The sequence below is a fragment of the Fictibacillus phosphorivorans genome, assembly GCF_001619875.1.
Lineage (GTDB): Bacteria > Bacillota > Bacilli > Bacillales > Fictibacillaceae > Fictibacillus > Fictibacillus phosphorivorans_B.
This window is the reverse complement of sequence record NZ_LRFC01000001.1, coordinates 813,653-831,807: the sequence shown is the minus strand read 5'-3', so window position 1 is coordinate 831,807 and position 18,155 is coordinate 813,653. Positions and strand designations below refer to the sequence as shown.

General features: G+C 39.5%; 14 protein-coding genes. 6 read left to right on the top strand and 8 right to left on the bottom strand.

Annotation, left to right across the window (positions count from 1 at the left end; translation table 11 throughout):
* Nucleotides 1–49 precede the first annotated feature (49 nt).
* Complete coding sequence (locus AWM68_RS04225) at nucleotides 50–406, bottom strand: DUF1516 family protein (RefSeq protein ID WP_066237284.1); 357 nt, start codon at nucleotides 404–406, stop codon at nucleotides 50–52.
* A gap of 147 nt (nucleotides 407–553) precedes the next feature.
* Here AWM68_RS04225 and AWM68_RS04220 point away from each other — a divergent pair, with 147 nt between their 5' ends.
* Entirely contained in the window at nucleotides 554–1,762 is a 1,209-nt protein-coding gene (locus AWM68_RS04220) for an ornithine--oxo-acid transaminase (protein WP_066237279.1), read from the top strand.
* 297 nt (nucleotides 1,763–2,059) lie between these two features.
* Here AWM68_RS04220 and AWM68_RS04215 read toward each other — a convergent pair whose 3' ends face one another.
* The 3 genes from AWM68_RS04215 to AWM68_RS04205 are packed head-to-tail and all read right to left on the bottom strand — an operon-like array spanning nucleotide 2,060 to nucleotide 5,226.
* Nucleotides 2,060–2,848 (bottom strand): SDR family oxidoreductase, encoded by a 789-nt coding sequence (locus AWM68_RS04215; RefSeq protein WP_066237275.1) that lies wholly within the window; start codon nucleotides 2,846–2,848, stop codon nucleotides 2,060–2,062.
* Nucleotides 2,849–2,877: 29 nt separating this feature from the next.
* On the bottom strand, nucleotides 2,878–4,302 hold the full coding sequence (locus AWM68_RS04210) for an NAD-dependent succinate-semialdehyde dehydrogenase (RefSeq protein WP_066237272.1): 1,425 nt from the start codon (nucleotides 4,300–4,302) through the stop codon (nucleotides 2,878–2,880).
* Between the two features lie 36 nt (nucleotides 4,303–4,338).
* Nucleotides 4,339–5,226, bottom strand: coding sequence for a fumarylacetoacetate hydrolase family protein (locus AWM68_RS04205; protein WP_066237270.1), 888 nt, complete (start codon nucleotides 5,224–5,226; stop codon nucleotides 4,339–4,341).
* A gap of 189 nt (nucleotides 5,227–5,415) precedes the next feature.
* Here AWM68_RS04205 and AWM68_RS04200 point away from each other — a divergent pair, with 189 nt between their 5' ends.
* Nucleotides 5,416–7,176: a B12-binding domain-containing radical SAM protein gene (locus AWM68_RS04200; protein ID WP_066237267.1), complete on the top strand. Its 1,761-nt coding sequence runs from the start codon at nucleotides 5,416–5,418 to the stop codon at nucleotides 7,174–7,176.
* A 454-nt stretch (nucleotides 7,177–7,630) separates the two neighbouring features.
* Here the strand turns inward: AWM68_RS04200 and AWM68_RS04195 are convergent, their stop codons facing one another.
* A complete protein-coding gene (locus AWM68_RS04195) occupies nucleotides 7,631–8,707 on the bottom strand; it encodes an efflux RND transporter periplasmic adaptor subunit (protein WP_066237265.1) in 1,077 nt (358 codons plus the stop codon).
* Nucleotides 8,708–8,722: 15 nt separating this feature from the next.
* Nucleotides 8,723–9,394: a hypothetical protein gene (locus AWM68_RS04190; protein WP_066237262.1), complete on the bottom strand. Its 672-nt coding sequence runs from the start codon at nucleotides 9,392–9,394 to the stop codon at nucleotides 8,723–8,725.
* A gap of 162 nt (nucleotides 9,395–9,556) precedes the next feature.
* Between AWM68_RS04190 and AWM68_RS04185 the strand changes: the two genes are divergently transcribed.
* The 4 genes from AWM68_RS04185 to AWM68_RS04170 are packed head-to-tail and all read left to right on the top strand — an operon-like array spanning nucleotide 9,557 to nucleotide 13,324.
* On the top strand, nucleotides 9,557–11,107 hold the full coding sequence (locus AWM68_RS04185; RefSeq protein ID WP_082820555.1) for a spore germination protein: 1,551 nt from the start codon (nucleotides 9,557–9,559) through the stop codon (nucleotides 11,105–11,107).
* Nucleotides 11,104–12,198, top strand: a complete 1,095-nt coding sequence (locus tag AWM68_RS04180; RefSeq protein ID WP_066237259.1) for a GerAB/ArcD/ProY family transporter — start codon at nucleotides 11,104–11,106, stop codon at nucleotides 12,196–12,198. Before AWM68_RS04185 ends, AWM68_RS04180 begins: the two co-directional genes overlap by 4 nt.
* The gene (locus AWM68_RS04175; RefSeq protein WP_066237257.1) at nucleotides 12,195–12,572 is read left to right on the top strand and encodes a hypothetical protein; all 378 of its coding nucleotides are present in this window, start codon (nucleotides 12,195–12,197) and stop codon (nucleotides 12,570–12,572) included. The genes AWM68_RS04180 and AWM68_RS04175 overlap by 4 nt, the downstream gene beginning before the upstream one ends.
* Complete coding sequence (locus AWM68_RS04170) at nucleotides 12,524–13,324, top strand: Ger(x)C family spore germination C-terminal domain-containing protein (RefSeq protein ID WP_066237254.1); 801 nt, start codon at nucleotides 12,524–12,526, stop codon at nucleotides 13,322–13,324. Before AWM68_RS04175 ends, AWM68_RS04170 begins: the two co-directional genes overlap by 49 nt.
* Before the next feature lie 249 nt (nucleotides 13,325–13,573).
* Here AWM68_RS04170 and AWM68_RS04165 read toward each other — a convergent pair whose 3' ends face one another.
* Entirely contained in the window at nucleotides 13,574–16,975 is a 3,402-nt protein-coding gene (locus AWM68_RS04165; RefSeq protein ID WP_066237250.1) for an AAA family ATPase, read from the bottom strand.
* On the bottom strand, nucleotides 16,972–18,153 hold the full coding sequence (locus AWM68_RS04160) for an exonuclease SbcCD subunit D (protein ID WP_066237247.1): 1,182 nt from the start codon (nucleotides 18,151–18,153) through the stop codon (nucleotides 16,972–16,974). The genes AWM68_RS04165 and AWM68_RS04160 overlap by 4 nt, the downstream gene beginning before the upstream one ends.
* Nucleotides 18,154–18,155 lie beyond the last annotated feature (2 nt).

Genomic DNA, 18,155 nt, shown 5'->3' with positions numbered 1-18,155 from the left:
TTCAACTTTTAGCCTGTGCTAAAAATGGAAGATGCAGTTTGTTTGTTTTTTATCCAAGTACAGCATAACCATAAAACAATACTAATACTAAAGATACCCAGAAGAATACCCAGTTCAGCAGTCGGCCTTCACCACGTTTTCTTTGAACAAGGATGATTTCCATCAAGCCGATTAATACAATTCCAAGTGTACCTTTAATGATGAGCGGCCCTTTATTAACAATTCCTGGGTCCGTTAAGTAGTTCGCGAGCATATGTCCACCCGTTGCAAGGATGGCTAAGTACAAAACTCGCAGAATCATGTGAAAAATTTTTGATTTTTTTTCGGCATTTTTTTTGTATAAGATATACGTTACAAAAAACAAAATTAACGCCAGAAACCATGATGTAACATGAGCATGAATCATAAATATATCCTCCTATGTATAATTCTCCATATTACTATAACACGAACTCCCCAGAACTAGGCAATGAAAAGAGTTACCCCTGTAAAGTAAGCACTTTCATTGCTATAATAGCAATGTGAGAAATCTTGCAGAATAGAGGTGTTTCCTTTGAAACAGACAGAAACGAAGAATACGGAAACTGTAATATCTAAGACGGAACAATATGGTGCACAGAACTATCATCCGCTTCCAATCGTAATTTCACAAGCTGAAGGTGTATGGGTAACAGATCCTGAAGGTAATCGATACATGGACATGCTTAGTGCTTACTCTGCGGTTAACCAAGGTCACCGTCACCCTAAAATCATTCAAGCATTAAAAGATCAAGCTGACAAAGTAACGCTTACTTCACGTGCATTCCACAATGATCAACTTGGTGATTTTTATGAAAAAGTATCAGCGTTAACAAAAAAGGACATGGTCCTTCCGATGAACACGGGTGCAGAAGCTGTAGAAACGGCAATTAAAGCTGTTCGCCGCTGGGCTTATGATGTAAAAGGTGTTGCTGATAATCAAGCAGAAATCATCGTTTGTGAAGGAAACTTCCACGGACGTACGATGACCGCGGTATCCATGTCATCTGACCCTGACTATCAGCGTGGATTTGGCCCGATGCTTCCTGGTATCAAGCTTATCCCTTACGGTGATCTTGATGCATTAAAAGCAGCGATCACTCCAAATACAGCTGCATTCATTTTAGAGCCAATCCAAGGTGAAGCTGGAATCGTTATTCCACGTGAAGGATTCTTAAAAGAAGCCCTTGACGTATGTAAAGCAGAAAACGTTCTTTTTGTAGCAGATGAAATTCAATCTGGTTTAGGACGTTCTGGTAAGATGTTTGCTTGTGACTGGGAAGAGATCGAGCCAGACATGTATATCCTTGGAAAAGCACTTGGCGGTGGTGTTATGCCGATTTCCTGTGTAGCGGCTAACCGCGAAGTACTGGGTGTATTCAACCCTGGTTCTCACGGATCTACATTTGGTGGTAACCCATTATCTTGTGCTGTATCTGTTGCTTCAGTAGAAGTTCTTGTAGAAGAGAACTTAGTTGATCGTTCCTTTAAGCTTGGCGAGTACTTCTTAGGTGAGTTAAAGAAGATTAATAACCCGGTTATAAAAGAAGTTCGCGGAAAAGGCTTGTTCATCGGTGTTGAATTGAACGAACCTGCCCGCTCGTATTGCGAACGTTTAAAAGAACAAGGATTGTTATGTAAGGAAACACACGAAAACGTCATTCGCTTTGCTCCTCCTCTAATTATTTCTGAAGAGGACCTTGAATGGGCAATCGAACGCATTAAAAACGTACTTTCTGTATGATTTTTTATTAAGAGCTGACTCTGAGTAGTCAGCTCTTTCTTTTTTAGCTTTCAACGCCCCCGAAACTGCCTATTAAGTGATACCACTTGGGGTATTAAGCTGTATCAGGTCTTTTAAATCCACAAAAAATAAGGTCCAATCCACGAGTTTTGGATGTCAATCCACGAGAATAACCTTCAATCAAAAAGTTTTTGCGATTTATCCGCGAGTTTACAAATCTCGACAAATGCCACCTCGCCTTATACCCCTACATAAATAAAAAAGAAGCAGCAACTGCTGCTTCTTTTATCGTACAACTTATAAAGCTTTAACCATACCTCCATCAATTAATAACGATTGACCCGTAATATATGTGTTAGCACCAGAGCATAAAAATACGACCATCTTCGCAAACTCTTCAGGCTCACCATAACGCCCTAGCGGAATTCCGCTTTCCATAGCAGCTTTTATTTCCTCTGCTGAAACTCCCTTTTTCTCAGCAACCATCTGATCTAATTCACCAACTCGATCTGTTCCAATGCGTCCTGGGCCGATCGTGTTGATTAGAATGCCGTCTTTGCCCAGCTCTTGCGAGAGACTTTTGGATAGACCATTAATGGCTGTTCGGAAGGTGTTTGATAAAATTAGCCCGTCGATCGGCTGCTTAAATGAAGATGACGCGATGTTCACGATACGTCCACCACCATTTTTTTTCATGTTCGGTGTGACTGCACGAACTGATCGAACGAGACTCAACAATGTCAACTCGAAGGCACCCTGCCAATGTTCATCTTCAAAATCATTGAACGTGCCTGCTGGAGGTCCTCCAGCGTTATTCACGAGTACATCAACACTGCCTAGCTTATCAACCGTTTCTGCCACTAGTTCATCAATCTCATTACGCTGCGTGATGTCGCAAACTTTAAAATAAACAGCAGAACCTGTTTGACTTTTAATTTCTTTTGCAGTCTTAGAAAGCTGTGCTTCATCACGGCTTGTCAGCATCACGTTTGCGCCTTCTTTTGCAAACTCAAGTGCACACGCTTTTCCAAGCCCTTTACTAGAAGCAAGAACTAATACATTTTTTCCTTTTAACCCTAAATCCATATGTCATCACCCAATTTCTTAAATAGTTTTTATAATACGTAGCTTACGTATTTTGTCTCCAAGTACGCTTCCATTCCTTCTACTCCGCCTTCTCGGCCAAGTCCACTCTCTTTCATACCGCCGAACGGCGCTTGTGCAGCTGATGGAACGCCATCATTCCAGCCGATGATTCCATAATCTAATCCTTCAACAATTTGTGTTCCTTTGGACATGCTTTCGGTATACACGTATGCTGCTAACCCAAACGGACTTGTGTTTGCGAGCTTGATGCCTTCTTCAATAGAAGTGATTTTATGAATCGGAATAACCGGTCCAAACGTCTCTTCATTCATAATCAGCATATCTTGGGTTACGTTCTTTAGAACAGTTGGCTCATAATAATAGGCACGGTTTTCCGCTTTTCCTTTACCGCCTGTAACACATTCTGCACCATTTGATACAGCGTTCTCAACATGTTCAGAAATCTTTTCATAACCATCTTTATTAATAATCGGTCCGATGTCCGTACCTTCCTCAAGACCGTTACCCACTTTTAGTTTCTGTGCTTCTGCCGCAACAAGTTCAACAAACTCATCGTATACGTTTTCCTGGACATATACGCGATTGATACAAATACACGTTTGGCCAGCGTTACGAAACTTGGAAGCTACGATTCCTGCTACTGCTTTTTTGAGATCTGCATCATCAAGCACGATTGCAGGTGCATGGCCACCTAACTCCATGGATATGTTCTTAACTGTCGCTGCACTCTGTTCGATTAATTTTTTGCCGATCTCAGTTGAACCAGTAAACGTTACTTTTCTTACTTTTTCAGAATCCATGATGGCTTTTCCGATCACAGACGATGATCCTGTTACAAGATTGATAACGCCTTTTGGAAAGCCAGCTTGATCAGCAAGTTCTACTAGCTTAATTGCAGTTAGTGGTGTCTCTTTTGGCGGCTTCACAATAAACGTGCAGCCTGCAGCGAGTGCTGGACCTAGCTTTCTTGTAATCATCGCTGCCGGAAAGTTCCATGGCGTAATCGCTGCAACTACTCCAACAGGCTGACGTAAAACTTGCATTCGTTTATTTTCAGCACTAGAAGGGATCGTTCGGCCATATACACGTTTTCCTTCTTCAGCGTACCATTTAATAAAGGAAGCCGCATACATCACTTCACCGACGGATTCTTTTAGTGGTTTCCCCATTTCCAGCGTCATCAGTTCTGCTAGTTCTTCTTTTTGTTCAATCATTAAGTCATGTAGTTTCATGAGGTATTCAGCCCGTTCGTATGCAGTTAATTTGGACCAGCGAGGAAATGCATCGTGTGCCGCATCAATCGCCGCATCTGTTTCTTCTTTTCCACAAGACGGCACCGTTCCTACCACTTCACCATTAGCAGGGTTATATACCTCTATTTTTTCGAGTGAATTTCCTGTCCATGAACCGTTAATATAAAGCAGCTTTTCCATGTGAATTCCTCCTCTATGTAACTAGTTAATTCGACTTCATTCTACTATTTCATTACGAAGCGTCCCGATTCCTTCTATTGTAATTTCTACCCGATCACCCGCTTTTAAAAATACAGGCGGTTTCATTCCTTTTCCAACTCCTGCAGGTGTTCCTGTTGCGATTATATCTCCAGCTTCGAGCGTCATTCCTTTTGAAAGTTCCTCGATCATGGTCGGGATATCAAAAATAAAATCAGAGGTATTTCCGTTCTGTCTTACTTCTCCATTTACTTTTGTAACGATTCGAAGGTTCTCAGGATTTGGAACTGCAGAGTGATGAACAATCCATGGCCCCATCGGACATGTCCCGTTTAAACTCTTTCCAAGTAAAAATTGCTTATGTTTTTGCTGAAGATCACGAGCTGTTATATCGTTAATAATCGTGTAGCCAAAAACGTGGTTCATTGCTTCATCCTTCGTAATTCCTGTACCCGTTTTTCCAATAATAATAGCAAGTTCCCCTTCATAATCGAGTTGATTTGTAATAGAAGAATGACTTGGTATTCCTTCTTTGTGACCAATGACAGACGTTGGAGTTTTAGAAAAAACCATGATATCCTCAGGAATATCTGCCTCGCTTCCCATTTCAATTGCATGATCTCGGTAATTTTTCCCGATGCAAAAAACATTCTTACCAGGACGCGGAATAGGAGCTAGAAGTTTTACTTCACTCATTAAGTAAGTATGTTTTCCCGCTTCTTCCAAGCTAACCAACTCTTCTGCTCTACCTAAAAAATCAAATCCTAGGGTAATCGCTTCATGTAAAGTTGCCGGAAAGTCCACACTCTTGATGTCAGCAAGACTTGATAGATCAATCACTTGATCCTCCTCTTTAACCATCCCTATAAAGCGCTGCTCATTTCGTACTGCTGTTACAAATTTCATGTTTATCATTCCTCCTCTAAAACGCTTACACCATAATTAGTTCTACTATATAGTGCCAGGCTCTGAACCGTAAAGAAATTTGCTGTATGAATCGTCTTAAATCCAGTTTTTGATTCGTTAAAAAATATGATAAAATAATATGTCATCTAAATCGCCCTTATACAGGGTAACAATAATGAGGTTATTAACATGAAAACTGTACTAAGTACGCTTAATGCTAAATATATACACACGTGTCTTGCGCTTCGCTATTTAAAATCATATAGCGAGCCTGAATTTCCTATAACGATTCGTGAATTCACGATAAAAGACCCTTCTCTTAACATCGTAACAGATCTTTACAGTCAAGATCCCGATGTACTCGGATTCAGCTGCTATATCTGGAATATAGAAGAAACGATAAAAGTCATCCAGATGTTTAAGAAGATTAAGCCTGAAACGAAGATCGTCTTAGGTGGTCCTGAAGTTTCTTATGATGTCGCGCATTGGCTTGAAAGCATCCCTGAAGTGGATTTTATCGTTGTAAATGAAGGTGAGGAAACATTTAAACATCTGTTAACTCAGATTCAAAACGATGCTGGCTTTGACACCGTTGCTGGTCTTGCTTACCGAAAAGACGGAAAGCCAAAGATCAATGGACCACGAGAAAAGCTTGACTTAAAGACTGTTCCATCACCTTTCCGTTTTGAAGAAGATATTCAGTCTCTCTCAAAACGAATTACTTATTTTGAAACGAGCCGCGGCTGTCCATATTCTTGTGCTTTCTGTTTATCATCGATTGAAGTTGGGGTACGTTATTTTGATCCAAAACTTGTGAAGGATGATTTGATCTTTTTAATGGATAACGGTGCGAAGATTATTAAGTTTGTTGACAGAACGTTCAACATTCGCAGAGACTATGCACTTGATATGTTCTCTTTTCTCATTGAAAACAGAAGACCTGGCGTCGTTTTTCAGTTTGAGATCACAGCTGATATTATGAGACCTGAAGTGATCGAGTACTTGAATGAACATGCTCCAAAAGGATTGTTCCGGTTTGAGATCGGAGTTCAGTCAACAAATGACGCAGTAAACGAACTCGTGCAGCGCCGACAAAACTTCGAGAAGCTTACCCGTACAGTAACAACTGTGCGCGACGGCGGAAAGATTGTTCAGCATTTGGACTTAATCGCTGGATTGCCTGAAGAAGATTATAACTCGTTCCGTAAAACATTTAACGACGTATTTGCATTTGGAATTGAAGAAGTGCAGTTAGGGTTCTTAAAAATGCTGCGGGGAACAGGGCTTAGACTAACAGCTGAAAAACATGATTATGTGTATATGGATCATTCTCCATATGAGATCTTAGGAAATAACGTGTTAACGTTTGATGAGATTATCCGTATCAAACAAGTGGAAGATGTTCTTGAGAAGTACTGGAACGATCACAGAATGGATCATACGGTAAAATACTTGATTCATAATGTGTTTGAGTCACCGTTTGACTTCTTCCAAGAGTTCGGAACGTATTGGGAGACACGAGGCTGGTCGAGAATCGGTCATCAGCTTGAAGACCTGTTTAATCGTTTAATCGCTTTTCTGAAGGAAGCTGCACCTCATGCATTGCCTGTTGCTGAAAGTTTGATGAAGCTCGATTACTTAGAGCGTCAGCAGTTTAAGCCGCGTAAGCCTTGGTGGGAAAACACACAAATCAAAGAAGAAACATCTAAGGTTTTATCTGTGCTCGCTCAAAATCCGGAACTCATCGAAGGATTTCCTGCTCTTTCTGAAAAAGATCTGCATAAGCACGCATTTGTTACAGAAACGGCAGTTGACCCGTTGTCACAAGAGCTGAAGTTGCATCCAAAAGATGAAAACTTTTTGCTTATTGCTTTGTTTGATCCTAAACAGCAGAGTACGAGAATTTATAGTACTTCAAAAGAATCATTGCAAGTAAAAAGGGACGCGTAAATCGCGTCCCTTTTTGTTATATAGGATTGTTTATACTAGGTGCTTTTGAATGGGTTGATTTCCGCTCCAGGTTGCTCGCTTTCCGCGGGGCAGGCTTGAGCCACATTCGTACGTTTCACTCTTAAGTGTCTCACCTGCCCGCCTTAAGGGAAGTATTCTTGCTCCTGCGTCTAAAAGCAAATGCTATCGAGGTGAGTTTCCTCGTCGCATGCCCTGCTTAGAAGGGTTCTCAGGTGGTAGGCACGCACCTTGCGCTCCAATCAACTAGTCAAAGAAGAAATAAACCAAACAAGCGAGCCATAAGCAACAAGCTTCGAGATATAAGTTATTCCACTAAAGAGAGCTCACTTTGCTCTTATGGCCAATTGAGCTTTATAAAAAAATGCGGGATCTTACCTGTCCAACTGCAGCGCTAGCAGTTTTGTTCAATAAGCACAACATTTTAGAGATCAGCCTATTTTTTAAATACAGGCTGTCCTGATACATAAACTGGTGACGGATTTAAAACAATTACTTGACCTTTTTTGAGACCTTTTTTAATCTGTACGTAACCTTTTTGCTCGAGACCGGTAGTAACTTTTAATTTGTACAGCTTATCCTTCACAATGGTTAATACGTAGGTTTTACCATCGTCTTTTAGAATGGCTTGCTTTGGTACGCTAACTGCCTTTTCGGCCAGTTTTTCAGTAATGATAATCTTAGCTGTTTGGCCTTCTACCCATGCGGCTTCCTCTTCTACTAAAACTGTCATCTTAAAGCTTTTGTTTTGATTTGTCGGTAATAAAGTTTGAATGGTACCATTCAGCTTTTTGTTGTCCATGGAGATGATTTGTACCGAATCCCCTGTTTTTACAACAGCAGCAATATTTTGCTCAATTTCTGCTACAAGTTCAAAATTACCTTGACCTACAATGGTTAGAAGCGGTCCATTACTCCCAATTCCATTCACTTCAGAAACGATACCGTCTGCAGGACTTTTCACTGAAAGTTCATCCAATTGTTTTTCTAAATCTGCAATCTCGTCTGAAAGCACGGAACTTTCATTTTCAGCAAGATCGCTTTGCAATTCGGCTTCAGCTAATTCTTTTTGCAGAATTAGTTTAGCATCAGCGTTGTCTTTTTCTTCATCAAAATTTGAGAGTTCACTTTTCCATCTGCTTTCTTCATTTGAATAGTGGTCGCTTCGAACATCAGCAGCTTCTTTATCCCTTTTTAAGCTGCGAATTTCGCTTTTAATGTCTTCATTCTCATATGTAATTAGCGTTTGACCTGAAGTAACGGTCTCCCCTTTTATCGCCACAATTTCTTTTATTGTACCGAGTGAAGAATTTTGATAGATATCAAATGTGTTTTTCGATAAAGCAACACCTGTTGCTTCGTGTTCTTTCGTAAAGTCTTTTTGCTTTGAAAGGCCGGTCTCTAACCTTGGCGCTTCAACAGCAGCAGATTCTTGTTTATCAAAAATCATCACGTTCATTACGATCAGGAGAAGAACCATTAAAGCTGCGGCAAGCCATTTCAGTCTGTTCATAACCCATTCTCCCCCTTATATCAGCTGTCCGCTGGCTAACGCGGCATATAGCGAAAACATTAAAATAAAAAATACTGAAAAGGCAATGGCTACAACCAAACAGTACTTTCTCTCTTTAAAAGAAAGTTGTCTAAGAGCCACATAGACAACGACCGAACCCCATATTGTAAACACATTGATTAAGTTCAACAGTTCTTTCCAAAAACCATGTTTTAAGAACAGAACACCGACCATACCAAAACCTAACGGCTGAACAACCTCCTCAGCACCTGTTACAAACTGTAATGGCAGTTCAAAAAGCAATCCCACTAAAAAAAGAATGTAAACGACGCTCATTACGTAAAAAAGAGCTTTGTAGCCGATATCACGGAAAAAAAACCATAAAAATACCGTCCCTGACTGTATCACAAGCAAGGGGACGATTACTCCCCATGCCCCGCCTGCCAATGCTAGTAAATATCTAAGAAGCTCTTGTTCTGCTCCAGAAAGTTTTGCTGCTTCCACGAAAGATATGGTTTTAAACGATGGAAATGCTGCAAAAAATGATAATGCATGAAGCAATCCACTTACAGCTAAAATTGCAAAAAACCTGATCCAAAATCCTTCTTTATCTTTCCACTCATTATAAAACGCAAAATATGTATTAGGCTTTGTTAAAGCAGGAATGAATTGTGCTCTTCCTGACATGAGGCCACCCCTTCTCTCTCTTTATCAGTCTATGTTATCACAATTTTTTACTCATAATGACAATTTCTGACTCATTTAATAAAAAATATTAAGTTATTCGCATAAATAGATTTAGGTAGCAAAAACTAATCCAAATTATTGCGAATCGGGATGATATTCATCATGACTTTTTTTAAAAAACCAAAAAAGTTAAAACAAGAAGCAGCACCTGTGCACATTGAAGAAAAGGGTGTAAATACGGAAAATAAAACAGAAGAAAAAACAACGATAGATGATGTACTTTCTCAAGTCAAGAAACCGTTCGGTTCGACAGATGACTTAGTCACTCAAATCATAGAGCTGCCTGGAGATGAGTCAAAACTTGCTTTTCTTTATATCGAATCGATTATTGATAAACAATTAGTTCAAAGTCAGATCATTAACCCCGTATTCGAGATTTCTCATGAAAACGTTCAAGAATCCTTTGATCAAATGATGAATCTCGCCTTAAAAAAGCAGACAGATTTTACAAAAGCGCAATCTTTACTCTTACAGTCAAATACACTTGTGTTTACAGAAGACACTAGTTGCTTTTATTCATTAGCCACACCTGTAAAAACAGAAAGGGATATTACTGAACCCGACAATGAAACAATTATAAGAGGGGCACACGATGGTTTTATAGAAAGCCTGTCGATCAATCTTGCTCTGATTCGAAAACGTTTAAAAACACCTAAATTGACAATCAAGTATTTAAGAGTTGGAAATGAAACACATACTACCATAGCACTTCTATATGTGGATAATATTGCTAATATGGATTATGTAAAAGAAGTGGAGCGAAGAATTAGATCCATTGAAGCTGATGCCGTATATACGCCAGGAAATATTGAAGAAAGTATCGAAGACAAACCTTTTAGTTTTTTTCCACAGATATTGAGCACTGAGCGCCCTGACCGCGTTGCAGCAAACTTAATGGAAGGAAGAATTGCTCTTGTTTACGATACATCGCCAACAGCACATGTGATGCCAGTCAACTTTTTTACGTTCTACCAATCTGTAGATGACTATAATAAACGGTGGATTATCGGCTCTTTTTTCCGTTCGATCAGGCTATTTAGCTTTTTTATAGCAATGGGGTTGCCTGCCGTTTATATTGCCATTGTTTCCTTTCACTTTGAAGTCATCCCATTTGGTCTAATTCTTTTAATTAAAAGCTCACTGGAAGACATTCCGTATCCACCTCTTTTTGAAGCACTTTTGATGGAGCTTACCATTGAATTGATCCGGGAAGCATCAATCCGCCTTCCTACTCGTATCGGTTCTACGATCGCAATTGTCGGTGGTCTAGTAATCGGCGATGCCGTTGTTAAAGCAGGTCTCGTTTCAAACCTTATGATTATTGTTGTCGCTATTACAGCCATTGCTGCTTATATCGTTCCATCGAATGAAATGAGTGCTGCTGTCCGCATACTGCGCTTTCCATTTATGATTGCTGCAGCAACGATGGGTTTTTTAGGCATTATTTTTGGAATCATGATCTTGCTGTTTCACCTTTGCCGTCTATATACATTTGGTGCTCCTTACTTCGCACCACTTGCACCTTTTAAATGGAAGGATTTTAAAGATGCCATAATACGTGTCCCGTTTTGGATGATGAACCGGAGACCACAAGATCTGCAGACACAACAGGAGAGCCTCGACAACCAAACTCGAAAGTGGGATAAATCATGAGCAGTCAAAGTATTACACACAGACAACTGTTCTTTTTAATTTTTCAAACACAAATAGGGGTTGGCGTTCTATCTTTACCTTATTCACTGTTTGTAAAAGCAAAAACGGATGGATGGATCTCACTCATGCTTGCAGGAATTTTCATACAGTTCTCTTTATTAGCTATCTGGAAATTGTGTAACAGATTTCCGAAGAGTACGATTTTTGATATCCTTCCAAAAATAATGGGGAAACCGCTTGGGTTTGTGTTTAATTTTATATACACACTGCACTTTGCTTTTATCTCGATTTTAATTTTAGCTTTGTATAACCAAGTCGTCGGTAAATGGATTTTATTTGATACACCACACTGGGTTATTATTTTCATCATGGCTTTTACAGGTGTTTATTTCATAACGAGTACCCCAAGAGAAATGGCTAGATTTTTTACAATTGTAACGCCATTGCTCTTGATTTTATTAGGTTTGATCCTATACGCATATACTGACCTTCATTTATTGTATATCTTTCCTGTAGGTAGTGTTGGTGTATCTAACATCATTAGAAGTTCATCAGATGCAATGGTTTCATTGCTTGGATTTGATGTCGCTCTTGTATTTTTAGCTTACACATCTGGAGCTTCAAACAAGAAATTAAAGGTCCTTTCATTTGCATCCCTGTCCGTAACTTTAATCTATTTATTTATTGTTGTGACCACTTATATGTATTTTAATCCGCTGGAAATTGTCATTGTTCCTGAACCCGTGCTGTACATGCTAAAAGCATTTTCTTTCACAGTTATCGAAAGAACAGATTTAATATTTCTATCTATATGGATCATTTCAGTTGCTACCTCCTTTATCAGCTATTTGTATGTAGCATCAAAGGGTCTTCAAACTCTTTTCAAACTGAAAAAACACGAATCTGCGGCACCATTCATTGCGCTATTTTGTTTTTTGATCGCAATTATTCCAAATGAAAAATTAGAGATCTTAACTTGGAATAAATACATCAGTATGACTTCTCTTCTATTTTCAGGAATAGCTCCGATTTTTTTGCTGCTAATTGCAGTTATTAGAAAAAAACAAGAGAAGGGAACCGCATCATCATGAAAAAAATTCTGTATCTTGTTCCTATTCTTAGTCTTTTAACAGGGTGTTGGGATCAAAGTATGCTTAATCAAACAAAGCTTATCACAGCAGGAGGTTTTGATTATACAAAGAGCGGAAAAGTTATTACAACGGCGGCGATTCCTCAAGCCGTTGCAGCTGAAGCTGGTCAAAGAAATACGGAGAATCAAATTTTTTCTGCATCCGGTTTTACCGCTCGTCAAAGCCGGCTTCGATTAGATCGGAAGGTTTCAGAAAGACTGGAAGCTTCTAAGAATCAGATTATTGTATTTGGTGAAGATGCTGCAAAAAAGATATCTACCACTTATTGGATGTTTTTTATCGAGATCCTAAATCGGCACTTAATGCAAAATTAGCGGTTTCTGCAGGAAAAGCTTCAGATATTATTAGTAATGATTTTGAAGAGACTAAAAAAACAACGGGTGTTGGGGAATATTTAAGGGACTTAATTCGAAGTGCAGAAGAAGGAGCAACCATTCCAAAGGAAAACATTCAGACAGTTTGTCCAATTATGTTTGATCCCGGTCAAGATTTTGCACTTCCTTATTTAACACATGTTGGAGATAAGATAAAAGCAGTGAAAGTAAAAGGTGTCGCTCTTTTTCGAGGTCATAAGATGGTAGGAAGTATACCAGAACCATTATCTGTCGTTTACACAATGTTAACGGGTGAATCCGCTACGATTCAAATGTCTACAACAAAAAAAATATGGCACAAGAAAGATGAAGACACTTTAAATTATGCCACCATTAAAGTTAAAAAAAATAAACGGCATTTTAAAGTTTTAGTCTCACCAACAGGAGAGGTCTCGGCTGAAATTAAATTAAAAACTAAAGTAGTGATTTCCGAATACCCACAAGATAATTTAGCAAAATCTTCCGAAATTATAAAAGTAGAAAAACTGCTATCAAAAAAATTCTCTAAAGATGCTCAAGACGTCATTAACAGACTGCAGAAAATGAACAGTGATCCATATGGAGTTGGAAGAAAAGTAATGGCGTTCCACTATCCAACTTGGGAAAAATTAAATTGGGAAGAAGAATACCCTAATATAAGATTTAAAGCATCCATTGAAGTAGATGTCGTTGGAAGCGGGATAATAGAATAAGGCTGTTTCGTAAGCTATGTTGTTATTGGGAGTGATTGATTTCCGTTCCAGATGCTCGCTTTCCGCGGGGCAGGCGGTGAGCCACATTTGTACATTCCACTCTTAAGTGTCTCACCTGCCCGCCTGTCCTAGCCGAGAATCTAGCATCTTACACTCCAATCAACTGTCATAGAAGAAAAAGAACTATCTATAAAAAGCTTACAATAAAAGGCTTAAGGTTTTCACCTTAAGCCTTTTCTCATAATTCCTTTAAACCTCATCGAGACGGACCCTTGTTCCTTTACCTGAATGTTCGGCTGGTTCTACGATTAATCGTTTTGTTAATCGTGCTTTTAATTCAGGAACGTGCGAAATCACGCCGATTGAGAAGTTTTCCATCTGTACTTTTTCGAGTGCCGTTACAACTGTATCGAGCAACTCTTGATCAAGCGTACCGAACCCTTCATCTAAGAAGAAAAATTGTAGAGGAAACTTCCCTCTTAACTGGATTTGCGCTGACAGCGAAAGTGCTAATGATAGTGATGTTAAGAACGTTTCACCGCCAGATAAAGAAGTAACAGGACGTTTAATGCCACCATTTGCATCGTCGCGGATAACAAATCCACCACTAGAATCTACTTCAATGGCGTATCGTCCCCTTGTAAGCTTAGACAGTCTGCTGGATGCATCACGTGTTACATGATGAAGCTGCTCTTCTGCCATAAACTCGACAAAAGCATTTCCACGAAAAACACTTTGGAGTTTGCCCAACTGCTCCAATAATTGAGAAACTTTTTCCTTCTCCTCTTGCAGTTCGTTGTATCGTTTATGGTTATTTTCAATGGTCATGAAGCTTTGTCTTGCTTCACCTACAGCCTCACGTGTATCATTTGTTTCTTGAGTTAATGTTAATAGCTGTTCTTTTGCTTGCTGTAACTTCTCTACTGAAAGTAACTCAGGTGGCAGTTTTTCTTTGATCGCATCAAGTGCTGAAGCATTTGCTTTACATAGATCTTGATAGTGCGTAATTTGCTGCTCCCATTCACTTTGAACCTCTTCGTTTCTTAAGCAGCTTTTAAATTCTTCATATGAATGGAAATCTGATGAGCTTAAATGCTTGTTCCATTCGTTTTCTGCTTTTTCTTTTCTAATGCGAGCATCTTTTAACCTGTAAACAACAGAATGATAGGCTTTATCACATTCAAAATAATGGTTTTTCGCCTGTTCATAATTTTGTTCTGCCAACGAATAGTTACTTTTCAGATCGTTCAGCTGTTTATCTATATCTTCCAATGCGTTTTGAACGCTCTGATTTCCTACTCTTTTATAAATCTTGTCACTTAGGGCTTGAACTTCTTTCTGAAGCATCTCTTGTTGACTTAATGAGACGTTTAATGCGCTATGCAATTTCGAATTTTCTTCTTTAGCCGACTCTAATTTTTTTGCTTGCTGTTCCAAAAACTCTTCAGCTACGTTTAAGCTTTTGATAATCTCGGCTTGACGATTTTCTTTTTGCTGAAAAAGATCAAGTTCTTGAGTAAGCTTGTCTGGCTCAAAAGGTATCTTAGATTGTTTCCATTCTGAAAGATGCTCATTATTTTTTTCAGTTAAAATGGAGATTTGGTGTTTTAATTTTTCTTTTTGTTTTAAGCAGTTGTCAATCGTTGCAGAAAGACGCTCCGATTTTTTTTGTTCATCATCTAGTTGGTTCAACAATAAATCGACTTGTTCTTCAATTTGTATTTTATCTTGCTGAATCCCTTTCACTTTCGCTGTGTGGACCTCAAATTCAAGAAACGAAAACGCTAGTGTCTTTTCTGTTTCATCAATCGTCATACTCTGATTTGCTGCGGCTGTTTCTGCAGCTGCTAGATCGAATCGGTTCCACACTTTTTGAGATAACTTTTCGAGCACTTCGCTATTATGCTGTAACTCATGGTGCAGCCGCATCAATCCTTCATAAGCGGTTTCTAACTTCTGAATCTCTTCTCCATGTATTTCAGTATGCTCAAAAGTTTGCATAGGGGAAGGATGTACCGTTGAGCCGCAGACAGTACAAGGCTCGTTCTCTTTTAATTCAGCCGATAGCTGTGCTGCTAGATGACGGATGCGCAAATAATCCTGTTTTGCTCTTTGCTCTTTAAGTTCATTTTGAAGTGAGATGGCCAGCTGCTCATTCTTACGTACCGTTTCCCAGATCTCATCATAAAGATGCTGAATGTTAGAGGCTATTTTCTTTCCTTTATTAAAGTGATCTGAAAGAGAGGTCTGAATGGCTGTGTTATTCCCTTCATACACTTTCAATTCTCTTTCAGTTCCACTCAGTTCTTTTAAAATATTTTGATGCTCTTCCTCTACATCTTTTAACCGTTGAGATAAGAGTATGGCTTTCTGATAAATGCTTCGATCTTTTTGGGTAACCTCGATTTTGGATAACTCTGTTTTTAAAGCTGTCTGCTTGTCTTTACCTCGTTTAAGAATTTCAGACAAATGAGACTCTGCCTTTTCACTCTCTTTAAAGGCTTTAACAATTGCGAGATGTTTTTCAGATTCAGTCTTTAATGCTCGACTCTTCTCAACAAGCTCTTTTTCCCAGCCTAACGCTTCCTTAAGACTGCTGCGTTTTTCAATAAGGATCGGTTCTTCATGATTTCTTTTTATTTTAACAGCTTCATATTTTTCTTCTGACTCTGCTAATGTTACCTTCAAGCTCTCTGTACGTTTTTTTAGCTGTTCATGATCATCAGAAATCTTTTTTTCTGCAGAAACCGAAGCGCTCCACTCATTTGCATAAGGAAAAATCTTGTCCGCGTGTATGGCCCGTTTTAATTGAACCTGCAGATGTTCTATATCCGTTTGCTTACTCTCTAGATCGCTTTGTTCTTTTAGCAGTTTTTCCTGCTGAACTTGAGCTTCCAAGAACAACTCCAACGACTTAACGTTCTCTTCTTCTTTTTTCATACGCTCTGAGATATTCCTCAGTTTATCTTCTTTTTCTTTTAAAGCAGCTGCAGCGCTCTTTAATGCATCAGAAGAAGCATCACCTAGACCTGCCTGCTCGGCTATAATCTCATTGCTTCTGTTTTTTTGCTCATCAGACCGTTTTTTTAGTTTATGATTTAACACATCGCCATATTTTTCAAGCTGAAAAAGCCGCTGAAGCATTTGTCTTCGGTCGGCACCTTTTAATGATAAAAATTCAGCAAATTTACCTTGTGGCAATACAACTGCCCGGGTAAAGTCGTCGATCGTCAGTCCAATCAGCTCTTGCACAAGACGTGTAACATCTCTTTCCTTATCTGCATGCACGACAGACTCCTCATTCACAGTTTCAATCAGTCTGCATGTACTCGTTCGAATCGTGTGTTCTCCGTTTCTTTTAAAAGAACGTTCCACGGTATATTCCTTTAGCTGAACACCTTCACCTAATTGAAACGAGAAAGAAACAGAAAGCTTATCTTCAGCTTGATTCATGATCCCATGTGTTCCGCCTGCTGCACGTTCCACTTTTCCATACAGTGCTAATGTCACTGCATCAAGAATAGTCGATTTCCCGCTTCCTGTCGGTCCGAAAATACCGAAGACACCACCAGAACACAGTTCATGAAATGGAACATATTGTGCTTCGCGAAAGCTTTGCAATCCTGAAACAGTTAATGATATCGGTCTCATTCTGTTTCCTCTCTTTCTATGTTCTCTTCACTAATGAGATCTAAGAAAAGAGAAATCAATTGTTCATCTGGAACAGCTCCACCTGTCTGCCTCTTATAAAACGTTGTAAACAATTCATCTACAGGAAGTTTTTGTGCAGAAACCGCTATCTGTTCACCGAGCGTTTCTTTAAAAACAGGTTTAATGTGAACAATCCCGTCATGCGCTTTTCGAAGCCTCTGAATTTCCTCCATCGAGAGTGCATCTTCCACATGAATAGATAGATCAACCCAGCAATTTTGGTGCATTCCATCTTCAATACATTTAAATACTTCTGATACACCATTTTTCGCTTCCCAGGCAACAAGCGGTTTACCTGCAGCTAGATAGATTTCTTCCACTTTTGCTTTACCATTCGGTTCAACATCAATTATGGTGACTGATTTAGCTTGTCCACTTTCAGAAAAGCTGTAAGAAAGCGGTGAGCCAGAATAACGCGCTTCTGTTTTAGCACGTTTAATGATCTGTGGCCGATGAAGGTGACCGAGTGCTACGTATTGAGCAGATTCTGGAAGACTTTCTGCTGCTACCGTATAAGCGCCGCCAATGTGGACAGGGCGTTCTGATTCCGTTTCTTTGCTTCCTGCTACATAAAGGTGACTCATCGCAACATGCACGTTTCCTGGCTGAAAGTTAGACGTGATTTTTTTAAAATAGGAATCGACCCAATCATCATATTGATTTCTGACATCCAGTTCTTCTGCTGAATCACTTAACAGCATTTTAAGGCGTGATTCTGACGGATATGGAAGTGCTGCAATTTCAAGCATCTGGCCTGATTTTCGAATCGGAATTCGCTGCAATTCCATAGTTGGCAGTCCAACAAGCGTAATTCCTAGTTCCTTTGAAAGAGGAAACGAAGCAGCTAATCTGTCTGGATGATCGTGGTTTCCTGCTATTGCGATAAAGGGACACTCTCCCTTTCTGCTGAGCCTTGCAATAGCATCAAAAAACATTTGCTCTGCAGCTGCAGGAGGATTCACCGTATCAAACACATCTCCGGCCATAAGAACGGCATCTACTTTTTCGCTTTTCACGATCTCTACCAGTTCGTCCAAAAAAGCTTGCTGTTCTGCTAGCCTGTTTCTGCCTTCCAATGAACGCCCGAGATGCCAGTCTGCTGTATGAAGCAATCGCATTG